Consider the following 20,622-nt stretch of genomic DNA (forward strand, 5'->3'; position numbering starts at 1 on the left):
CTCAGCCGCCCAGCAACGTGGCCGCTCGGAAGGCCAGTTGGAACGGCTGTTGGAAGGCGATGCGGGCCATGTCGGCCGCGTCCCGGCCCCACACCGCGAGGTCCGGCGTTGGGGCGGGAGAGGCCGGCGCCCGGCCCAGGAGGACGAACCCACCGCCTGCCACCTGGACGCCGGCCCAGGTGAGGTCCGCCCATGACTTCATCCCGGCGGGCTGCGCGCCGGTGTCGAACCCGAACTGGGTGCCCCGCACGGGTTCGCGGAACACGAAGAAGAAGTCCTCGCCACGGGCCCGTTCGGCGTCGAGGCCGGAGAACAGGTAGAGCACGGTGGACTCGTCCAGCGCGAGCGCGGTGGCGGGCACTCCGTCGAACGCCTCGGGCAGCTTGCCCGCCACACCGCGGACGGCGAGCAGGGCGGTGCCAGGGAAGCGGCGCAGCAACTCCCCGCGCACGAGCAGCACGAGGTTCCCCGCACCGCCGGTGCGCAACTGGCCGCCCAGCGGCGTGTCCAGCGGCCACAGCGCGATCTCCTCGACGTCCGCGTCGTCGCTGGGCCAGAACCGGGCGAAGGGGGTGCCGCGCTGATCGGTGGGGTACTCCCGCCACAGCAGCTCCCGGTTGAACTCGTGGTTGAGTCCGACCAGTAGCGCGGCGATGAACGCGGGGTTGGTCTCCAGCAGGGTCACCGAGTCCGGCGGCAGCGCGCTGATACCGGGCAGCGCCCACTCCGGCCAGCGGGCCAGGAGTTCCTCGGCGATCGGCACGGTGAACTTCGGGTGGGCCATGATCGGCCGTAGGGGGCGGGCGTCGTCGTGGGTGCGTTCCGTCCAGAAGTCTCCAGGAACGCGGTCGGCCATCCGCAGCAGCTGGAGCCGCGTGGGACTGATCCGGTCGCGCAGCTCGCCCGACAGGCCGTCGACGTCCACGCCCATGTCCTGCAGGCCACGCAGGAGCACCGGAACAGGCGGTGGACCGTCGGGCACTTCGCCGTCGATTCCGCGCCGGGCGCGGCGGGCCAGGCTCCCGCCCGCGCGGACCAGCCGTGCGAACGAGGTGCTGGCCGCTGCCGTCGGCACCTTGTCGGTCGAGGCCAGCAGGGAGGCCAGGGTGGCCGCGTCCGGTCCGGCAGCGGTCAGTTTCACGCGACCGCTCACCGGCGCCATGACGGTGACCAGATCGGCCGCGCCCAGCGCGTCGAGGTGTTTGTGCTGGGCCCGCTCGGCCGCGGCCGCGGCCAGCTCCCCAGCGGCCAGCAGCCGGTTGGCCTGCCGGACCTCGCCGACCTGCTCCCAGGCGCGGGCCATCAGGAACTCCTGCTCCAGCTGCACGTACCGGGTGCCGAGCGCGGCGGCCACCCGGCGGCGGACCTCCAGGTTGAGCGTGCTCAGCCAGCTCTCCGGCTCATCCGGCACGGTCTGTTCGCCTGTGTGATGGCTGCCGTAGAGCGGTGGGCCGACAGCGACGACGTCCGTGTCGTCGACGGCTTCCTGACGTTGCCGGGCCGGGGCGTCCACGCGTTGTCGGAGCAGACCGCGGAAGTGCTCCTGAGCGGTGGGGTCGGTCCAGGTCTCGGGCCCCGCCGTGCCGGGCGCCTGTAGCGCGCCGTCCATGGGGACGGTGGCAGGACGGGAGGATTGCTCGGCAGGCCAGGGGTTGCCGACGTCGATCGTCCGGGTGCCGAGTCCGGCCTCGGCAGCGGGCCTGAAGCGCAGTCGGCGGGCCAGTTCCTCGAAGGTGCCCGACTGCCCGGTGCGGAAGCTCCACCAGTGGTAGACGGGCAGGTCGACGGTGTCCCGGCCGGCGATCGGCCAGGCGTCCGTCGTGGCCGGTCCCACGGGTGTCACTCTCAGGCCCGCGTCCCGCCCCGCAGCGGTGGCGGGTACCACGGCGGCGATCCAGCCGCGGTTCGGAAGCAGTCGGCGGGGGCACATCAGCCGTCCGACGACATCGGCCGAGTGACTGCGCACCCCCTGCTCGACGAGCCGCTGCGCCCCGGGGGCGTCGGTGACGGTGTCGGGAAGGCGCGCCTCCACGTGCGCCCACGCCCACCGCTCGGCCAGGGGAGGCAGCGCGGCGACCGGGGCGGTGAGCACCGGCAGGGGGTGGGAGTCGCGGGGTGGGGCCGCTTCGTCCTCGGCCAACACGATCAGCACGATCCAGGGCTGCGGGGTGGGCCCGCCCAGGGTGGCTGCCGTTCCCGGCGACAGCAGCCAGGGCAGGTCGGCGTGGGCCAGTTCGACCGAGGCCAGCACGTTCTCCGCGGCGTCGGGCGTGCCCGGCGGCGGTTCCTCCCTCAGAACCATGCCGCGGTCGAAACCGAACACGTCCCCGGGGCCGACCAGCGACAGTGTCGGCCCCAACACCGGCTTCTCCTCGCGGCGGCCCTCGATGTCCCGGGTGAACCGCACCGACGTGGACAGTTCCCGGCCCGTGGCCGATGCACCTGCGCCGACCCGTGCCGAGGAGAAGAACCAGCGCGTGCTCACGGCCGTAGCTCCCAGGTCTCGACGAGCCGCACTTCGTCAGTTGGTTCGGCGAGTTGTCCCCGGAGCGCGTCCCAGGCGTCCGTCGTGGCATTGACCAGGGTGACGTCGTCGAGCAGCGGCTTGAGGGTGTCGGCGGCTACCACGCTCAGCGTGGCCGGGCGTACGGTGAGGGCCGCTGCGCGGGTGCGCCACCTCTGCAGCCGCTCGGCGGCGCTCACCGCGAAGACGGCCTCCCTCCGGAAGAAGCCGGGCCACCGGGTGAACTGCCGCTCGGGCAGAGGCGGTTCGTACTCCGTCTCGCAGGTGTCGTCGACCCGGTGGCCGTCACCGATCCGGACGCCGTCGGCACGGGCCCGCAGCCCGCCCGCGTGCCTGACGAACGCGGGCGCGGTGAGCTGTTCGTCCTCGGTCAGTTCGAAGAACTCGCCGGGGACGAACCGCTCCGGCAGCGGAACGAGTCGACCGGCGGGCTGGGGCGTACCGAGGGTGACTTCCTTGACCGTCCAGGTCTGCACCGGTACTGGCCGCCGTTCGAACCTTGAGATCGGCGTGCCCAGCGGGACCACTCGCTGGATGATGCGCACACTGGCGTCGGGGTGCACGAGTCTCCCCTGGTTCAGTTTCTCGGTGCCCTCGGGGGTGAACCGGAGCGCGGTGCGTTCGGCGGTCGGCCGCTCCGCCGTCCAAGCCGTCGCTTTCGCCAGCTCGGGGGTGAGAGCGTCGAGCGGACTGCGTCCGGGCTGCTGCCGGATCGCCTGCCCGTGTCCCCAGCGGATGTCGAAGTCCAGCTCGACATCCCAGAACAGCACCGAGATACTGCCGGTGCCGAAGGCATGCCAGGGGGCCGGGCCCTCCAGGGTGAAATCCAAACCGATGCCCGCCAGCCGACGCCCGAACGCGCGCACCGCCACCCCGGCCCGTACATGCACCGAGAAGGCGAACACCGGGTCGAAGACGAACAGCGCGTCGAGCCCGAGCCAGCCCTGCACCCCGCAACCGGCGATCGTCGCGTCCAGCTGGACCTCGCCGCCGAACATGACTGCGTTGGAGGTGACCGCGAAGTAGGCCTCCATCCGCAGTCCGAAGCCGTTGCCCGGGGCCAGGTCGACCTGGAGCCGGCGTAGCGCGGGCACCCCGGCGGGCCGGGCGTAGCGGGGGTGGAAACCGCCGGCCGACAGGACGAACTCCGGCTGCCGGCCACCGCGTACGAGCAGGTACATCTCACCTCGAACGGCCAGACCCGCGATCCGCGAGCCCGACAACGACACCAGCAACTCGACCAGGGGAACGGCCGGTTCGATGCGGCCGAGCACACTTGCCTGGAGGCGGACGAGCGGCACCACGGGGTCGGGCAGTGCGACCAGGAGCCGGCCCACCAGGATCGCTCGGGCCGGGGCGGGCAGCTCCAGGATCAGCGCACCGGACAAGGACACCATCCGGGCGCCCCAGGTGATGCGGACCATCGGCCCGACCAGAACTCGCCCGGCGGCCACGGGGAACGCCGAATTGAGGGAAGTGATGATCTCCTGAGCACGCTCCACAGCGCGGTCCGGGAACAGCACATGGTCGGCGTTGCCGTCACACACCAGGGCCTGGAGTGCGGTGATGTCGGCACGCCGGTTGACTCCGACGAGACCGCCGACCGCCTCCAGTGCGAATCCCAGGCCCAGTTGGATGCCGGGGGTCGGGAACTGGGCGGCGAGCAGCACCACGAAGCTGGTGGGCGCTCTGCCGTCGGGCGGCCGGAACAGAGCGACCGCCTGGAGCCGCAGGACGCCCAGGTCGATCGAGATGAGGCCGCTGTAGCCCTGGTCGGGGGTACGCCGGACCAGGCCGCCACCGGAGACGGGCGGCACCTTGAGCTCGGTTCCGATGCCCTCCGGGAACAACTCCCGCAGCCGGCTCGGGTCGAGGCCCGGTCGGGCCGCCGGCGACAGAGCGACGGGCAGGTCGATACCGGCCCGGTCGAGGTGGACGCGGAGCGGCAGACCCGGCAACCCGGCGCTGGCCGACAGGGACAGGGCCAGCCGTGGCTCACCACCGTCGAAGGTCAGCTCGAGAGCGGCGCCCCTGATGGACACATGCGGCGCGTTGAGGCGGAGCGGGAGGGGAGCGCGCAGGGCGCCGGTACCGGCGAACCGCAACCCGTGCACCCGGTCGGCGGTGAGGGTGACCGGAGAAGGCGGGCCCGGCATGGGGCTTGATCCGGCGACGCCGAGCAGCTTGGCCAGGGGGGCCGGCAGGACGGCGGCGGTGAACCCACGCAACTCCAGTTCAGCGGCGGTGGGCGTGCCGGGGCTCGCGGTCACGGTCAGTGTGATGCCGTCGACGCTGATCCCGGGCCCGTCTGCGACTCCTGCGGCAAGCCGGCCGGTGCGCCGCAGCCGGATGGTCGCCGTGCCGCCCGGCGGAGGGGGCGGCAGGCCTGGGCCGAAGGCGGCGTCCCAGCCCTGCGGGGCGGTGATGGCCGACTCCGCGCTCCAGGGTGCGTGGCCGGTCGAGGGCGGGTTCAGAACCGTCCCGGGGGTGACCACCACGTCGAACACCGGCCCGTTCGGGGTCACTGCGAGCACGGCGCGCCCAGCCGCCGGCCCGGCCGGGTCGGTCAGCACCAGGGCAACGCCGAGCGGCGCGCCCGGTGCACGCCGCCAGCCGTGCAGTCGTACGGGCGAGGTGGAATCCAGGTCGCCGAGCGCTTCCCGTACGAGCTCCACCAAGGAGTTTCCCGCGGGCAGCCGGTCGTGCGCGGCGAGCAGGCGACCGGCAAGGACGGTGCCGGCGGCGGACGGGTCCTCGCCGAGTTCGGGCAGCGAGCGGAGCAAGCCGTCCACGGCGTCCCGGGCCAGCGCGCGCAGCCGGTCCGCGATGTGCTGCAGGAGTTCGTGCGGGTTCATGCTCGATCACCCCTGCTGGTTGGCTTCGCCGTTGTCGATGACCAGCGCACCGTTCATGGTGCCGACCCCCAGCCAGCGGCCGTTCGGGCTGAACCGCACGGTCAGGACCTCCTCGGTGGGCACGGCGTACAACTCCTTGCCGTCGAGGTTGAACAGCCGTACGACGTTGTCGATCGAGGCACTGGCCGCCAGCTTGCCGTTGGGGCTGAACGCCACATTCGTGACGGCTCCGAACCCCGGGTCCGGGGCGCCCGGGGTCAGCTTGGGTGCCCGGCCTCTCTCGGTCCCGGTGGCCGCGTCCAGGACGCGGGCGAACCCGTCGGCGCCGCCGACCACTGTCCACCTGCCCTTCGGGTCGTACGCCAGGCAGTTCGGGGCTGTGACCTGATCGTCGACCTCTTCCGGGAGCGGCCACACCTGTGCTCCGCCCTCCGCCTCGAACATGCGAGTGGTGTCGTCGGCGGCGCAGCACAGAACCAGCTTGCCGTCCGGGCTGAACGCGACCGCGTGCACGGCGTTGTCGGGGGTGAGCCGCCCGATCTCGCTGCCGGTGGCCAACTCCGCCACCCGCGCGGACCCGGCGGAATGATGGTCACCACCGTGCCGTTCGTCGACGGCAAGCGCGACGCGGCTGCCGTCCCGGCTCAGGTCGACATCGGCGATCAGCGGCCGCTCGACGGTGATCCGCCGCGCGATCGCTCCGGCGGCCGGATCGAGTACGGCGACGAGGGTGTCGGTCGCCGCGATCAGGTTCGCGCCGAACCGCACCGTGTTCACGGAGTTCCCCGGGTCGAGGGGCCCCTCCCAGACGACCGTGCCGGTGCTGCTGTCGTGCAGGGACACCTTCTCGAAGTCGGCCACGACGAGCCTCCCACCGTCGGGGCTGAAGTCGATGCCGGTCACGGACCCGTCGACGGGTACGTCCAGCGGAGCCCCGACACCGACGGTACGCACCCGCAGAAGGGAGTCGCTGCCACCTCTCGCGAAGCGGACGCTGTCCGGGCTGAATGCGACCGCCTGTACCGAGCCCTCCGGTTCGGCGGGGAGTGCCACGGTTCCCGGCTCACTCATTCCGGCACCTCCTTGTGCCTGCCTGACGGGGGCCGTCCGATCCGGTACCAGCCGGCGACAGCAACGGGAGCGGGCCCGGGGCGGGCGCGCCACGGCGATGGTTGGGCACCCGGAATCCGGCGATGTGCGTCTTCTGCACGCATGGCAGTGTCAGGGCCGATGTCCTCCGACCCGAGGCGTGTCGGTACCGGATACACGCCGTTGCGGTTCCGGCACTCCGCCATGGAGTACTGCTACTCACCAGCCTAGCCAGAGTATCGGCACTCGCCACACCAGCCTCCCGGCCGCTCACACGACGCTGACCGGTGCCTCCAAGCCATCGGTGACGTCCGTCCGGACGAGCACGGCACGCGTGCTGAGAAGGTCACCGGATTCCACGGTCCCGCTTCCGGAGCGGTCGATGTGGACGCGCAGCCCGTAGCGGGCAGCTGGATCCAGGCCGGGCACCTCCACCCGGAAGGGGACGCGGCCTCCCGGTGACAGCTGAACGTCCGTCTGGAGCTGCGCTCCGACCACTGTGGAAGGCGCGTCCGCCTGGGAGACATCGCGGACCTCGACCAGCACGGCTGCGGCTCTGCCCACTGGTGCGTCGGGTGGCAGGGCGACCAGACCGGTGACGGTGCCCGTCACGACGGCCCACCGCGCGCGGTCACCTCGAGTCGGCCTGTCACCGCGCGGGTGCGGTCTTCCTCGTGGGAGACGACCAGGATCATCGGAACTGCCCGGTGGCACCGCCGTACCAGGTTCTCACCTGCGCGAGCAGGTACTGGTGGCTCACCTGGACCGCGGACAGTTCCTGCTGCAGTCGGGCGACCGTCTGCCCCAACTGGCCGAGCTGCTCGACCACTCCCTCCGGCCGACCCGTCATCGCCGGTGGCTGGTGAGGCATGGTGGCCAGGACGAAGGGAGTGGCGGGCGCCGGCGCGCTCAACAGGTCCAGTTCCGCCGGCCTGGGACTTCCGTCGAACATCGGCTCCTTCGCCAACAACCGGTGTGCGGGCTGCACAGGGGCCGGGTACATCGCGTGGACTCCGTCGACGTCGCCCTGCGACAACCCTGTGCGCTGGCCCATCGTCACGCCGGACGGGATCGGTGCGCGCGGGACGAGGGTGGGTTGACCTGGGTCGATCGCGAAGGCCGTCGCCGGGTAGTGCATGATCGAGCCGAAGTCGTACGGACCGAGGTCATCGCCGTCCGCAATCTGTTGCAGGAAGTTGTGCTGCATGTCCGGCCGGATGTTCGCGAACACGATCATGACGTGCTGGTCCCGGTCCTCGCGGCTCTGCTCGTGCCATAGGCCCACGGTGTGACCGATCTCGTGAATCGCGTTTCCCGTGGAGCAGTTGGGGCCCAGTGTGATGCGCTGCTCGCCGCCCTGGCGACCCACGCGCGAAGAGCATCCGTTGCCCGGCACGAACCGCACGAAGTCCGGGAAGTGTGTCGCGTTGGCCGGGGTCCGTTCGATGAAGCGCATACGCGTACGGGTGTGCCAGTGAGCGATCGCGTCCGTGACCCGTTCCGGCCGGGGCAGACCGGGGTCGATCTCGAACGGCACCGTCGCGTCGGGCCAACGACGCGCCTCTCCTTCCTCGAACGGCACGATCCCGATGGACGCGACCGCAGGACCGCCGTCGGCTTCTTTCGCCAGCTCTTCCACGCTGCCGAGCACGATGTCCCCCTCGAACATCGCAAGCCCGTCCACCTCGGCATAGCGGAGAGCCTTGGCGCGAAAGGTCACGCCGTGCATCAGCGTGGTGCCCGCGATGGGCCCTGAGCGGAGTTCACCGCTCCCCTCGCTCTTGCGGGAGGGCGCGGTCTTGCGGGCTGTCTGCTTCCCCGAAGAGGCGGTCTCTTTTGCAGTGGTCCTGCCCTTGGCGGGGGCCTTCCCCGCCCGGCGGGAGGAAGCCGAGGAGTCAGCGTTCATGGCACACCTTCGTTGTAATGAGGGAGGAAAGGGGTAGGGACCCGGTCGGATCCGCACCCTGGGCGCGCTACTGGATCGGTGAGTCGGGGCGGGGCAGCCGGGTGGTGCGCTCGCGGTCGACGGAGTCGACGCCGTCGACCGCGGCGAGGGCGTCGATCCGATCCTCCGGAACGGTGCCGGACAGCGTGCCGAGTACCGGTTGCTCACTCGTGACGGTCAGTCCAGCCTGCCGCAGGCCTGCGACCACTTCTGTGAAGCGGTCGGGGTCGACCGCGAGGACGACCCCGACCGGTGTCGCCCGGGATGCCCCGTTCACGGCGCCTGCAGCAGGCCCGCTCCGACGTCGACGGCGGGCTGTCCCAAGGGGAACGCGTCGGCGACCAGAGCGGCCGAGAGATCGGCTGCGGAGGCGTCGGTATGCGCCTGGCTGAGCAGGGCGACGACGCCCGCCACGTGCGGTGTCGCCATGCTGGTCCCGCTCATGACCTGGTAGCCGCCGCCGGGGGCGGCCGAGCGCACCTGCCAGCCGGGCGCGGCGATGTTGATTTCTCCGCCTTGGCCATTGACAGCGGTGTTGGAGAAGTACGGGGGCGTCAGCGCATTGTCGAGCGCGGCCACCGAGAGGATGGAGGGACAGTTGGCCGGCCGGTTCACGGGTTCGGTCCTGACCGGCCTGCGGCTGTCGTTTCCCGCGGCGGCGACGATCAGCGTTCCCAGGGCGAGAGCACGCACGGCCAGCGTCTCGTACGTCTGCGGGAAGATCTCGCCCGGTCGCACCCGCGCGCCGAGTGACATGGAGATCACCCGGGCTCCGTGGGAGACGGCCCAGGCCATGCCCGCAAGAATCTGACCATCGGGGCCCCTGCCCATGTTGCTGAGCACCTTCGCTGCGAGGATCCGGGCCTCGGGGGCCACACCGTACCGCGGGCCCTGTTGAGGACTGACCGGACCGGCGACGGTGCCGGCGCAGTGTGTGCCGTGGCCGTGGACGTCCTCCACGGTCTCGCCGGGCACGAAGGATTTCGCCGCTTCCAGCCGGCCGGCGAGGTCCGGGTGATCGGTGTCCACACCGGTGTCCAGGACGGCGACCTTCACGCCGTCCCCGGTCAGGTGGGACAGCTGGGCCCGGATGGCCTGCAGACCCCAGGTGCATCCGTCCTCGTTCCAGGACGGGCCCTGCGCGGCGGCTGTCTCGGCCCTGGTATGACGGGCGATCACGTCGTCGTCGCTGCGGAAGGCCGGAAAGAACTCGGTCGGGGCCTGCTGCGGCGTGGTGACCGGCAGCGCGTAGACCATCCGTTCCGGTTCCGCCGTGACGATGGACGGCTCGGCCTCGGCAGTGGTCACCAGCGCGTGACGCTGCTCGGGCCTGACCTCGACGACCGCGGCGCCGAGATCCTGGAAGAGGACCGAGACTTCGGGGCGTTGCAGAAGTTCGGCGACGTTACCCGCCTCGGTGCCCGCTACGCGTTCGAGGGGCGCGATACCGGCGGCGGAACTCAGCGCGCTGATTCCGTCCTCCTGACTGCTCGGATCGAACAGGACGACGTACCGTCCGGTGTACTCGGAATCGTCTCGCGGGACGGTGCCGTTGGGCCTGCTCGGCTGCTCCCCGGAGCCGTACCTGTCCATGGGATGGTTGACCATTGCTGTTCACCCGTCTTCTTCTGCGGTTCCTCCGGCCGGGCGGGGGGACGCCGGAGCATGACCGTGCAGACACCCTCCACCGGTACCGTGAAGAGAAAAGGCCGTCGCGTCCCGTCACGGCCCCGCGATGTCCGTGAATTCGGCGGGCCTGTTCAGGCAGGGAGGCGAGCGGAGCGGATTTCGACCGGGGGTCGTCCTGACGCCCTCCCTCTCTTGTCATGGAACGCTCCGAGCGCCGTGATCGCCACTGGGCGGGATGGCGAATACCGTTGTCTGCCGCAACTGTTGAGGCGTGGCGAGCCACGGCGGGCCTTCCGCTGGTACGGCACCTCCCGCATCGGCCGCACGGTCGCCACCACTGGCACAGCGACATCGTTCGGAATTCGGGATGACAAGCGTTCACTGACGGGGGACGCGCAGCGCCCGACCGGCGGACCGACTTCGTATGTGGGAGCATTTATTCAGGGGCATTGACAGGACACCACGTGGCAGGGACGGGATATCCGCCGCCACGACTCGACCCGCTCGGCACCGGTGCGATCTGTCGCACGTCACGCCGCAACAGACACACGCCGGCGCACCAGGTGTGCGCAAGCAGCCTCGCCCACTCGAGGAGGCATCCGGTGGCAGTACACACGATAGTGATCGAGGACATGCACACGCCGCCGGGATCGCCACGGCAGCTGTTCGTCGTGCTGACCGATCCGTTCTTCCCCTTCAGCAGCAAGACATGGGCCATCACCATGCCCAACAACTGGGTGCGGATGAGTTCCGGTGAGTTCAGGATTGTCGGCTTCGACTCCCGGACCGTCGAGCTGAGGCAGGGTGCTTGGCAGAACGGGGACACGCGCGTGCAGCTGTTCATGAAATTCCCTGACGACTGCAAGCCGAACCCCGACGGGACGTTCAAAACCGGCCCGGGGATCTATACCCGTCCACAGGATGCACCCGGACCGCTCAAGTGGATCGGCAGAAACATCCTGCCCGAGCCCTAACAGTGGCTTGTCGCACCCGAACTCTCGGCACGATGCCCTCCGGAGGTTCACATGCCCACATCCGCGGCGAGGGAGCCGCCGCCTGATGACTTTGCGGGGTCCGGTGAAGAAGTCGCCATCACAGATCCGGCGATTCCTCTCGCCCCGACCGACCCCGGCCCCGGCCCCGACGAATTCCCGCCCGACCTGCTCGAGGCGCGAGCCGCACTGGAGGCGGTGCTCAGCGGCCAGGCCGACCGGCGCAACGAAAGCAGGCCCGAGGCGGACGTGCGCGACACGACGAACATACAGGGGGTCGGTATCGGTAGATCCGCATCGTCCGGACAGCAGACGCTCAACGTCTACCTGGCACAGCCCCGGGAAACCGAGGACGTCGAAACGTTGCTCGTCGAACGCTTGCGTGTCGATGCTGCAGGCTCTCCCAGGGTCGCCGTGGTGCCGGTCGTCACCGGGATGATCGAACCTCAGGCATACACGTTCCACAGACGACCGGCGCCCGGAGGCATATCGGTCCACCGCACACCCACATCACAGCCTGTCTCCGGCACCCTCGGCTGTCTGGTCACCGGCCGGTCGGACCCACGCGACAAGAGAACACTCATCCTCGGCTGCAATCACGTACTCGCGAACAGCAACAACGCCGCCCTCGGGGACGTCATCATCCAACCCGGCGGGCGTGACGGCGGATCCGCACCGCAGGATCTGATCGCCGTTCTGGAGCGCTTCGTCGAGTTGAAGTTCGACGGGTCCATCAATTCCGTCGACGGCGCGACCGCCTGGGCCGCTCCGGCCGACGTGAGCCCCAACATACTGATGACCGGAGTGCTGGGCCCCGTCGAAGTGCCGATCGACTCGACCACCGGAGCAGTCACGGTGAACTCACTCGTCTTCAAGAGCGGGCGGACGACGGAAATCACCGCCGGCATCGTCCGGGAGGTCGGCGCTTCCCACTGGGTGGACTATCCGACAGGACGCGCCTTCTTCTCCGGCGGTATCGGGATAGAGGGGACGATCGGCCACTTCAGCGAAGTGGGAGATTCGGGTTCGATCGTGTGGTCCCTTGAATTTGTCCGCAACCCGGTCGGGATGATCTACGGCGGTACCCAGAACTTCAGCCGATCGTTCGCACATCCGATAGACATCGTCACTCAGGCCCTTGATGTATTCATCATCAACACGCTCTAGATCACGACCCTGCCCGGAGAGGAGATGGCAGACGATGAGTCAGACGGACACCCTCATCTCCATCGAGAAGGCCGAAGTGGGGTACCGCGAAGGTTTCTCGAACGGTCACTACAACAACCATCAGAAATTCTCCCCCGCCGTTCCGGGGCTGGAGTGGTCCCAGAATCAGGCTTGGTGTCAGACGTTCCAGTCGTGGGCCTTCCAGCAGGCGGGCGTGAAGGGTCTGGCACCTGTGACCGCCTCATGCCCGACGGCAGTCGGCTGGTACAAGAGCCGCGGCAGGTTCTCGTACTATCCCGCGATCGGTGCGATGGTGTTCTTCGGCCCCTCGGGAGGCCAACACGTAGGGCTGGTCTACAAATACGACGCGAATCACGCGTACACCATCGAAGGGAACACCAACGCCAACGGTTCGTCCGAGGGCAATGGGGTCTATCTGAAGAAGCGTGTCCGTCGGGACGGTTTCGTCTACGGATACGGACTGCCGAAATTCGCGGAGGGAATCGTCACGGCCGATCCGGGTCTGAAGAACAAGCCCGGATTCACCTACATGGCCGCTGCCTCATCCCGTGGTGCGTCCGACGCACCGTCCGTGGCCGAGGCCGACGAGGCGCTCCCGTGGGTGTCCTGGCAGCAACTGGCCTGGGCGGCCACGCATGCCACAGCGACGGAGCAGGCCACGGGCAACGGCGGCGGTGCCACCGCGGACGACGTCGCTCTTGTGCAGGATGCGCTGGAGAAGGTCATGGGCGTCGCCCCGGACGACCCGCACTCCGTGTTCGAGGCGGACACACAGGAACTCTTCGAGCGATTCCGGACGGAGAAGCTGGGCCACGCAGGGACGGACGGCCACGGCCCTCCCGCCCCGCAGGAGCTGGTCGAACTGGGCAAGCAGTCGCACCTGTTCCATGTGAGGGCGGGTGCGTCCCCGGCAGCGGAGCAGCCCTGGGTCAGCCTGAACCAGGTGGTCTGGGCGTCGGCCCACAGTGCCGAGGAGGAGCATGCTCAGCCGGACGGGGACGCCAGCTCCAAGGCTGATGTCGCTCTGGTGCAGGACGGGCTGGAGAGGGTCCTGCACACGAGCGTGGCCGATGAACGCGGGATCTTCGAGACCGCCACTCAGAGCCTTTACGACGAGTTTCGCCGGACGATGCTGCACCTCTCCGGCAGTGACGCCGTCGGAACGCCCGGCATGCGGTCGCTCACGGAACTCGGACAGCGCGCCGGACTGTTTCAAGTGCGCACGGGTTTCCCGGTCGGCGGAGGGGCGGACGGCGCCGGCATGGACGCCACGGGGCGGATCGACCCGAAGCAGGTGACGTTCCATCGGTACACGCCCGAGGGCACGCTGGAGGACTGGATCACCCAGGCGTGCACAGCGGCGGGTGTCCAGGCGAGCACTCACTGGGTGAAAGGCTTCAGGACGGCCGTGGCACGCGAATCGTCCGGCAACCCCAACGCCTGCAATCTCTGGGACTCCAACGCGGTAACGCCTTCCGGCTTCACCAAGGTCAAGGACTTCGGGGACGGTTGTCTGAGCGATGGGCGGATCGTGCGGCTGAACGGCGCGCCCACACATTTCCAGTGCTCCAGGGGCATCGTCCAGTGCATCCCGCAGACGTTCGCCCAACGCCACGCCCCCGGTACATCGGTGAACATCTACGACCCCGTGGCATGCATCGCCGCGGCGATGCGGTACGTCCGCAGCCGGTACGGCGTAGCCGTCGACGGTTCCAATCTCGCCAGGAAGGTCCAGCAGTTCGACCCCAACCGGCCTCCCCGCGGGTACTGACAGCGGTTACCGGCGGACCGACCTCACCTGGGTGGGAGACGCGCCTCGGGCTATCTTCCTTTTCGGGTTCCGAAGGCCAACGCGCCAACCGCGGCCACTGCCGCGCTCAGGACGCCCGTGGCCGGGGCCACGGCGCCTTGGTCGATGAAGTACTTGGCGAGGAGAAGAACAGCGGTGAACGCGGTCGCGCCGAAGACGGCACCGGCCAGGCGGAACCGATAGTTCATCACATCCATACGCATCTGGTGCTGGTCGAGCTGGAGCCGGCGCAGGCTCTCCGCCCGCTGCATCTCGATCTGTGCCGCGGACTCCTGTTCCACGATGCGCAGCACCCGCTCCGGTGCCCCCTCCACGACCCGCTTCCACACCTCCATGTCCTCACCCAGGGGCAGCGCCCTGTAGGGGGAGGCAGGCTGAGGGACCGGCGAGTCCTGACCATTTCCGCTGTCGGGGCCCGGCGGTGACGGCTGCTGGGGCACGGGGGCGGTCACGAGGTGTCCTCGCCTGCCCGGGCGGCGGCCGCCAGCCGGGCGCACACATCACGCACGGCCTCCGTCACCTGCGCCTCGCTGCTCTCGCGCGGTGGCGGTGCACCGTCCGGCAGGGACCGCCCGCGTGCTGCGGCGAATGGACGAGGGGGCATCAGCACCGTGAGCACTCCCTCGGCAAAGGCGCGTTCGGGCGTCGCCGAAGCGGTGTACCGGGCGTCGCCGTCGCGTCCGCGACGGGCACCCGCGGTCATGGTGGCCTGTCGGCGGACCGTCGTGACGCCGATCGTCGCCAGTGACGTCCAGACCAGGAACAGCACCGCGGACCACCACCCGGCGAGCAATGTGACCGCGCCCGCGGCAAGCAGCAGCACGAGTGCCCTCCAGTAGCGGGGCCGCGCGGTGGACCAGAAGGGTGCGGCGTCCGGGGTGCCGGTGTCCCACCCCTGCGCCGACTGGTTCCAGCCGACCGTCGGCTGCTCCTTGATCCGTCTGCGTCGGGACCACAGCCGCTGGGGACGTGCTCGTATGCGCCGCACCAGCCGGCGCAACCACGGGCGGCGCCGCCCGATGCGGTACGTGTCCCGGACTTCGCCCCTCCAGCCCTGCATCTCCGCGTCCCAGAGCGGCTGGCTGATACTCATACCGCTCCGCCCTCCACCCACGACACATCCGGCTGCGCAGGCTGTCGGCCCGCCGGCTCGGTCAGCGGGCCCGACGCCCTTGTCCTCGCCTCGAACTCGTCCGTCCGCCAGCCGGCTTGCTGCAGCGCATCCGCCATACCCTGGACAATGCCTTGGCGGACGGCTTCCAGGTAACGCTGGACATCCAACTCCTGGAAGGCGCTCATGCGCCGCTCGGACGCCAGTTCCCGCACGGACACCGCGGGGCCCTCCGGCAAGCTGTTCCCATGTCCTCCGGCGACCTCCTGCCATGCGACCTTCGCCGCACGCCAGAGGACCAGCGGGGCGTACCCGGCCGTCTCAGGGGTGCGCAGCACGGCCGTCGCCGCCTTGGCAACGATCCCGCTACGGCGTTGCCGGTGCGCGATCCTGTCGGCCTCCCGGAATGCGGACCGCACTGGCCGCAGTACGTAGGGGGCGACCTCCAGCGTCACCAGTCCGCCCTGAGTGTGCGTGCGGACGAAGACGGTGACCACCACTTCCTCGTCCCAGCCCCTCACCTGGACCCGCAGGAAGTGGCGGCGCTTCTCGCCGCCCTCCTCCACGGCCGACGTACGGTGCATCTCGAACTCGACAACGCTCTGGGGCGCGACGGACCGGCTGGGCAGCCCCTCCACGGGGAGGAACACACACTCGTCGACGGTCAGGTGCCGCAGCCGGTCCCGCGCGTTCGGTACCGCGCGCTCGGAGGTGATGCGCAGGCTCGCCAGCCGCTCCTCGATGTGCCGCAGGATCTGCCCGTTGAGGAGCGGTTCGGGCTCCCGCGTCCCGAAACCCGACTCGTGGGCCGGCCGCAGGCTCACGGCGTACGTCCGGGCCGGATACGGGACGCCGGCCCCCCGGAACGGCGCCTCGATGTCGTACAGCAGCAGCGGCGCGTGCTGTTCCCTGCGAATCCGCTGCCGCAGCCGCTGGAACCGGATGCCGATCGCTGCCTCGGCCGGGTCAGCCGCCGCGTCGGGGAAGTGAGCGGGGGAGAGTTCCCGATCCAGGGTCGCAGACCACTGCACACGCCGTGCGGCCTCCACGAGCGTCATCGAAAGGAGGGAACAGATCACCACCCACCCGTGGAACGGCTGGTAACCGACGTCCGCAGAAAGGCCAGGGACCCGGAAGAGGCCTTCGCCGGCGGTGCCGTCCAGGGAGTCAGGGGGTCCCGGTTCGGGCCGAATCGCCCACAGCCACAGCGCGACGCTCCCCAGCCAGATGCGCCCCCACCAGCGCAGCACGGTGGCCGTGACCGCCCTTGCCCTGCCTGGCTCCGGGCGCCGCACCGACGTTCCGCGGAGCCGGGAGGCAGCGGCGAGGAGAGCGAAGGGCGGCACGAAGGCAAGAAGCAGGCCGTCGCTGAGCGTGATACCCCACATCCAAAGAGTCATCACCAACGCTGTCCAGGCCACCGCGCGGCGCCGGGCGCGCAGGGCGTGCGCCAGCACACGGGCCGCGTCGAAGCCGAACGACGGCGCGACCATCCGCTCCTCATGGACGTAGAGTTCGTCGATCACCGCATCGCGGAAGCTCTCGTCGAGGTATGTACCGGCACACAGCAGCCTGGAGGCTTCGCTCGCATGCGGGGGCGGTGGACTGTACGCAGACGACATCGGTGCTCCCCACCCCCGTCCGGCGCACCAACCGGCCGGCTACTCAGGCATGTTGATGAATAACGCACCGTGTGGGCGCACGTCAACCCGCGGTCAACCCGGGCATCGACCGGACCATCGAACGAGTGACATCGGGAGGGGCAGGTGCTCCCGCGGGGAGCGTGTCCGGGTCGACACCCGACCGCCGTGACCATGCCCCCATCCCGTCAGGCTGAGCAGCGATCAACCGTACGGCGGGGGAAGCAGAGGAACTCCGGATGCCATGAGGAGCCCAGAAGGCGAGCACACGACGGGAACGGGGCGTCCCGTTTCACGGGACGTCGCCCGGCTCGCAGGCGTGTCGCACACCGCCGTCTCCTTCGTCTTCCATGGCCGCGCCCAGGGCATCCTCTCCCCCGCCACCCAGGAACGCATCCGGCCGGCGGCCGCTCAGCTCGGTTACCGGCCGGACCCCGTCGCACGCGGTCTGCGCCGCCGCCGTACGGCCGCGATCGGGCTGGTCACCGACGAGATCGCGTCCTCCCCGTTCGCGCCGGCTGCTGGGCGGCGCGATGGAGACGGCCTGGGCGAGCGAGCACCTCGTGCTCACCATCGACTCCGGCGGCGACCCCGCCAAGGAGGACGCGGCCGTCGCCGAACTCCTGGACCGGCGGGTGGACGGCGCGTCGCCCGGGCGTCGGTAGAACCGCTCGGTCACCGCGGCCCGATCGTCCACGAACGCCAACACCACGCCCACCCTCGACACCGACGGATGCAACGGCACCGACTCCATCGTCCGCGAGGTGCCCCTGAAGCGCGCCGGCACCGGCACTTGCGCCGCTCCAACGACGGCGGTCGTCACGTCGACGCGGGGGTGTACCGCGACTATGCCTTCCTCAACCGGAGGTCCGCACTCAACCCGGATGCCTCGGGGCGTTGGCAGGAGAGCAAGAGCCCCTTCGATCCGTCGGCGCGGCGGATGCGGCTGCGGGTTGTGGTGGATGGCACATCGGTGGAGATGTTCGTGGACGACGGCAGGTATGTGCACACCTCGGAGGTGTTCCCGTACCTCATCGTCGACCGGCTTGCGCTGTTCACGATCGACGGCCGGGCAGTTTTCCGGAGAACGGTCAAGGTTCCGATGCATCGAGGGTGACTGTCTCGCCGGCGCACTCGGCATCGCTCACGTCCGAGCCGCGCCGGTACAGGTCGACGTACTCAGCCGTTCCGGCCTGCGGGAAGCGGGGACCGCAACGTGGTGGGTGCCACCTCACGTGGCCGGCCTCCTCGCCGTCACCCGGAAGCCACCACCTCACCGGCCACCACCTGGGGAGGATGGGGAAGCAGTGACGCGAGGTTGTCCCGCACGTAGTCCGCGGCCCTGGAGATCGATTCTTCGGCACCCGCCTGGTCCTGGAACACGCTGGTCGAGACCATCACGCCATCTCCGGCATCGATCCAGTAGTAAGCCACGAAGCCGGCGACTTGGCGCATCAGCGGCACGAACTCCTCGTTCACGAGACGTGCGGCCTCGGCGGGATCGGTCACGCCGTCGTACCGCCGGACTGCTGCGTACATCCTCTTGCTCCTCACGCCGTTCCGGGTTCATCACGTGCCGAGACGTCGTACCCCGGCGTCGGTCGTCCGGCCCTCGAGGTGTGGGGCAATCACCTGATGGGTCACCTGCTTTGACCCGAACGGTGGCCCCCAACCGGAGGCAAGCCGTCACGCGCCCTTCCTGAACTCGGCGGCGTGGTCGGAGGCCCACTGGTGGAATGTCCGCGGCGCCGTTCCCAGGACGTCGGCCACCGTCGTGGTGACGTACGCCGGTTGTCCGACCGCCGCGTTCCACGCGTCCAGCAGCATGTCGACGACGGAGCTGGGCACTGCGCCCTTCGACATGCTGCGGAACTCGTCCGGCGTCATCTCCTCGAACGGGATCCGGTGCCCCAGAACGTCACCAATGACGCCCACCTGTGCGGCCTGGGTCAGTGACTGAGGGCCTGTCAGGACATAGTCGGCCCCGGTATGTCCTTCCTCATGAAGTGTCAGCGCCGCGACGGCTGCGACGTCGCGGTCGTCGACCGGTGCCGTCTCGGCAGCACCGTAGGGCCACCGGACGGCCTCGCCCGCTCTGATGGCGGGGGCCCACCAGGCCAGCGCGTTCGACGCGAGCATCCCGGGCCGGATGATCGTCCGCTCCAGTGCGGTGGCGGCGATGAGCCGCTCGATCTCGGCGTGGAGTTCTGCCATGGGGTTGGGCTGCCGGAAGAAGGGGTGCGGTGTCCGGTGCGGGGAGGAGAGGAAGACAACTCGCCGCACGTGGGCCGCCAGCCGTTCGACGACTGCGGCGGCGGTCCGAGGCGGGGCGGTCCAGACGAGGAAGACCGCGCCGGCGCCCTTCAGCGCCGGTTCGAGCGACTCGGGCACGGTGAGGTCGCCGGTGAAGACGTCGACCATCGCAGGCAGTGTCGTTGCCGCCGTGGAGCGGTGGGTGAGGGCGCGGACCGGCACGCCTGCATCGAGGAGCCGGTCGACGACGTGGCTACCGATCCGGCCCGTCGCTCCGGTGACGAGCACGGGAGAGGTGTCTGTCGGATTCACGCCGCCCATAGAAACGTTACTCGGTTAAAAACGCAACTCGGTCACAAATGTTACGGTGGTCCGGTGAGCGAGCCGACGGGGCTGCGGGCCCGCAAGAAGCAGCGCACGCGCGACACCATCGCCGACGCGGCTGTTTCGCTGTTTCTGGAGCACGGCTTCGACAGCGTCTCTGTCAACGACATCGCCGCGGCGGCCGACATCTCCAAGCCCACCCTCTTCCGGTACTTCCCCACCAAGGAAGACCTGGTACTGCACCGCTTCTCGGACCACCAGGGCGAGGCCGCACGCGTCGTACGGGACCGTGAGACGAACGTCGAGCCGGTGACCGCGCTGCACCGGCACTTCCTCGCCGGCCTCGATCGGTACGACCCCGTCACCGGCCTCAATGACCACCCGGAGGTGGTGGCGTTCCATCGCCTGGTGTTCAACACCCCGAGCCTGGCGGGACGGCTCGCGCGGTACCAGCTCGAGGACGAGGAGGAGCTGGCTGACGCCTTCGGCGGTGGCATCCGGGCCCGCCTGCGAGCCGCCCAGGTGCTCGCGGTCCAACGAGTGCTCGCCCGGGCCAACTGGCAGAGGATCGCCGACGGCCGGACCGCCCGCGCCGTCCACCCCGAAGCCGTAGCCGACGCGGAACACGCCTTCGGTCAACTGCGGTGACGGGCAACGGTCCCGCCCGTGGACGGCTCCGCGTCCTGGTTCACGCCGTTGCCACGGGCCCGTGGGGGCGGCCGAAGCGGCGGTGCTGGTGCTCGAGCGGCGGCACCGCATCCACCGGTCGCGCATCGAGATGTTGCGCGGCTACGCCGAGACGCCGTCCTGCCGACGCCAGTACCTCCTGGGCTACTTCGGTGAGCAGCTCGACGTGCCGTGCGGAGCGTGCGACGTGTGCGACCGCGAGGACGAGCTCCCTGCCAAGGGGGGCGGGCATCGGGACGCCGCTCCCCCGCCCGGACACGGCGAGCTCTTTGAGCCGAACGACCGGGTGCACCACGCGGAGTGGGGCGCCGGCACCGTCCTGCGCACGGAGGAGGACCGTCTCGTCGTGCTGTTCGAGCAGGTCGGCTACAAGACGCTGTCCCTGACAGCCGTACACGAGGGCGATCTGCTGACCGATGCCTGATGCACACGGCGACCGCGTCGTTGCGTACTTCCCGGTGGTCCCCAGCTGATCGTTTCGAGTAGATGGAACACCCGGGCCCGGGCCTGTGCTCGACAATTTTGGTGCACTGTCCGGACCATGCCCGGTTCGATCGCCCACGCACAGATGAGAG

General features: G+C 69.8%; 17 protein-coding genes and 2 pseudogenes. 7 read left to right on the top strand and 12 right to left on the bottom strand.

Annotated elements, in window-relative coordinates:
• Window position 1: 1 nt before the first annotated feature.
• From ACZ44S_RS32885 to ACZ44S_RS32915, 7 genes are all read right to left on the bottom strand, one after another.
• Window positions 2–2,485: a hypothetical protein gene (locus ACZ44S_RS32885; RefSeq protein WP_466935709.1), complete on the bottom strand. Its 2,484-nt coding sequence runs from the start codon at window positions 2,483–2,485 to the stop codon at window positions 2–4.
• A complete protein-coding gene (locus ACZ44S_RS32890) occupies window positions 2,482–5,379 on the bottom strand; it encodes a DUF6603 domain-containing protein (protein WP_466935712.1) in 2,898 nt (965 codons plus the stop codon). The genes ACZ44S_RS32885 and ACZ44S_RS32890 overlap by 4 nt, the downstream gene beginning before the upstream one ends.
• A 6-nt stretch (window positions 5,380–5,385) precedes the next feature.
• Entirely contained in the window at window positions 5,386–6,450 is a 1,065-nt protein-coding gene (locus ACZ44S_RS32895) for a WD40 repeat domain-containing protein (protein WP_466935714.1), read from the bottom strand.
• Window positions 6,451–6,738: 288 nt separating this feature from the next.
• The gene (locus ACZ44S_RS32900; protein ID WP_466935716.1) at window positions 6,739–7,080 is read right to left on the bottom strand and encodes a YbaY family lipoprotein; all 342 of its coding nucleotides are present in this window, start codon (window positions 7,078–7,080) and stop codon (window positions 6,739–6,741) included.
• A 79-nt stretch (window positions 7,081–7,159) separates the two neighbouring features.
• Window positions 7,160–8,188, bottom strand: a complete 1,029-nt coding sequence (locus tag ACZ44S_RS32905) for a M12 family metallopeptidase (RefSeq protein WP_466935717.1) — start codon at window positions 8,186–8,188, stop codon at window positions 7,160–7,162.
• Window positions 8,189–8,441: 253 nt separating this feature from the next.
• A complete protein-coding gene (locus ACZ44S_RS32910; RefSeq protein WP_466935719.1) occupies window positions 8,442–8,690 on the bottom strand; it encodes a hypothetical protein in 249 nt (82 codons plus the stop codon).
• A complete protein-coding gene (locus ACZ44S_RS32915; protein ID WP_466935721.1) occupies window positions 8,687–10,021 on the bottom strand; it encodes a S8 family serine peptidase in 1,335 nt (444 codons plus the stop codon). The genes ACZ44S_RS32910 and ACZ44S_RS32915 overlap by 4 nt, the downstream gene beginning before the upstream one ends.
• 623 nt (window positions 10,022–10,644) lie before the next feature.
• Between ACZ44S_RS32915 and ACZ44S_RS32920 the strand changes: the two genes are divergently transcribed.
• From ACZ44S_RS32920 to ACZ44S_RS32930, 3 genes are read left to right on the top strand one after another with little or no spacing between them, the layout of a single operon-like run.
• Window positions 10,645–11,016 carry a hypothetical protein gene (locus tag ACZ44S_RS32920; RefSeq protein ID WP_466935723.1) on the top strand — a complete coding sequence of 124 codons (372 nt, stop codon included), beginning with the start codon at window positions 10,645–10,647 and terminating at the stop codon, window positions 11,014–11,016.
• A 51-nt stretch (window positions 11,017–11,067) separates the two neighbouring features.
• Complete coding sequence (locus ACZ44S_RS32925; protein ID WP_466935726.1) at window positions 11,068–12,201, top strand: chymotrypsin family serine protease; 1,134 nt, start codon at window positions 11,068–11,070, stop codon at window positions 12,199–12,201.
• Window positions 12,173–13,993, top strand: coding sequence for a CHAP domain-containing protein (locus ACZ44S_RS32930; RefSeq protein ID WP_466935728.1), 1,821 nt, complete (start codon window positions 12,173–12,175; stop codon window positions 13,991–13,993). The genes ACZ44S_RS32925 and ACZ44S_RS32930 overlap by 29 nt, the downstream gene beginning before the upstream one ends.
• Window positions 13,994–14,043: 50 nt before the next feature.
• Here ACZ44S_RS32930 and ACZ44S_RS32935 read toward each other — a convergent pair whose 3' ends face one another.
• From ACZ44S_RS32935 to ACZ44S_RS32945, 3 genes are read right to left on the bottom strand one after another with little or no spacing between them, the layout of a single operon-like run.
• Entirely contained in the window at window positions 14,044–14,484 is a 441-nt protein-coding gene (locus ACZ44S_RS32935) for a hypothetical protein (protein ID WP_466935731.1), read from the bottom strand.
• On the bottom strand, window positions 14,481–15,125 hold the full coding sequence (locus ACZ44S_RS32940; protein WP_466935734.1) for a hypothetical protein: 645 nt from the start codon (window positions 15,123–15,125) through the stop codon (window positions 14,481–14,483). The genes ACZ44S_RS32935 and ACZ44S_RS32940 overlap by 4 nt, the downstream gene beginning before the upstream one ends.
• Entirely contained in the window at window positions 15,122–16,765 is a 1,644-nt protein-coding gene (locus ACZ44S_RS32945; protein WP_466935736.1) for a hypothetical protein, read from the bottom strand. The genes ACZ44S_RS32940 and ACZ44S_RS32945 overlap by 4 nt, the downstream gene beginning before the upstream one ends.
• Window positions 16,766–17,027: 262 nt before the next feature.
• Here ACZ44S_RS32945 and ACZ44S_RS32950 point away from each other — a divergent pair.
• Both ACZ44S_RS32950 and ACZ44S_RS32955 read left to right on the top strand, forming a co-directional pair.
• Window positions 17,028–17,427: pseudogene (locus tag ACZ44S_RS32950) on the top strand (LacI family DNA-binding transcriptional regulator); the annotation flags it as partial.
• A 57-nt stretch (window positions 17,428–17,484) separates the two neighbouring features.
• Window positions 17,485–17,900, top strand: a pseudogene (locus tag ACZ44S_RS32955) (GH32 C-terminal domain-containing protein); the annotation flags it as partial.
• 137 nt (window positions 17,901–18,037) lie between these two features.
• Here the strand turns inward: ACZ44S_RS32955 and ACZ44S_RS32960 are convergent.
• Both ACZ44S_RS32960 and ACZ44S_RS32965 read right to left on the bottom strand, forming a co-directional pair.
• The gene (locus ACZ44S_RS32960) at window positions 18,038–18,322 is read right to left on the bottom strand and encodes a hypothetical protein (RefSeq protein WP_466935739.1); all 285 of its coding nucleotides are present in this window, start codon (window positions 18,320–18,322) and stop codon (window positions 18,038–18,040) included.
• 147 nt (window positions 18,323–18,469) lie between these two features.
• Window positions 18,470–19,357 carry an NAD(P)H-binding protein gene (locus ACZ44S_RS32965; protein WP_466935741.1) on the bottom strand — a complete coding sequence of 296 codons (888 nt, stop codon included), beginning with the start codon at window positions 19,355–19,357 and terminating at the stop codon, window positions 18,470–18,472.
• 54 nt (window positions 19,358–19,411) lie between these two features.
• On the opposite strand from ACZ44S_RS32965, the gene ACZ44S_RS32970 reads away from it, so the two are divergent.
• Together ACZ44S_RS32970 and ACZ44S_RS32975 are read left to right on the top strand one after the other, a co-directional pair.
• Window positions 19,412–20,008, top strand: coding sequence for a TetR/AcrR family transcriptional regulator (locus tag ACZ44S_RS32970; protein ID WP_466935743.1), 597 nt, complete (start codon window positions 19,412–19,414; stop codon window positions 20,006–20,008).
• A gap of 61 nt (window positions 20,009–20,069) precedes the next feature.
• Window positions 20,070–20,471, top strand: a complete 402-nt coding sequence (locus tag ACZ44S_RS32975) for a RecQ family zinc-binding domain-containing protein (protein WP_466935746.1) — start codon at window positions 20,070–20,072, stop codon at window positions 20,469–20,471.
• The last annotated feature ends 151 nt before the right edge of the window (window positions 20,472–20,622 follow it).

The organism is Streptomyces malachitofuscus (genome assembly GCF_055571035.1).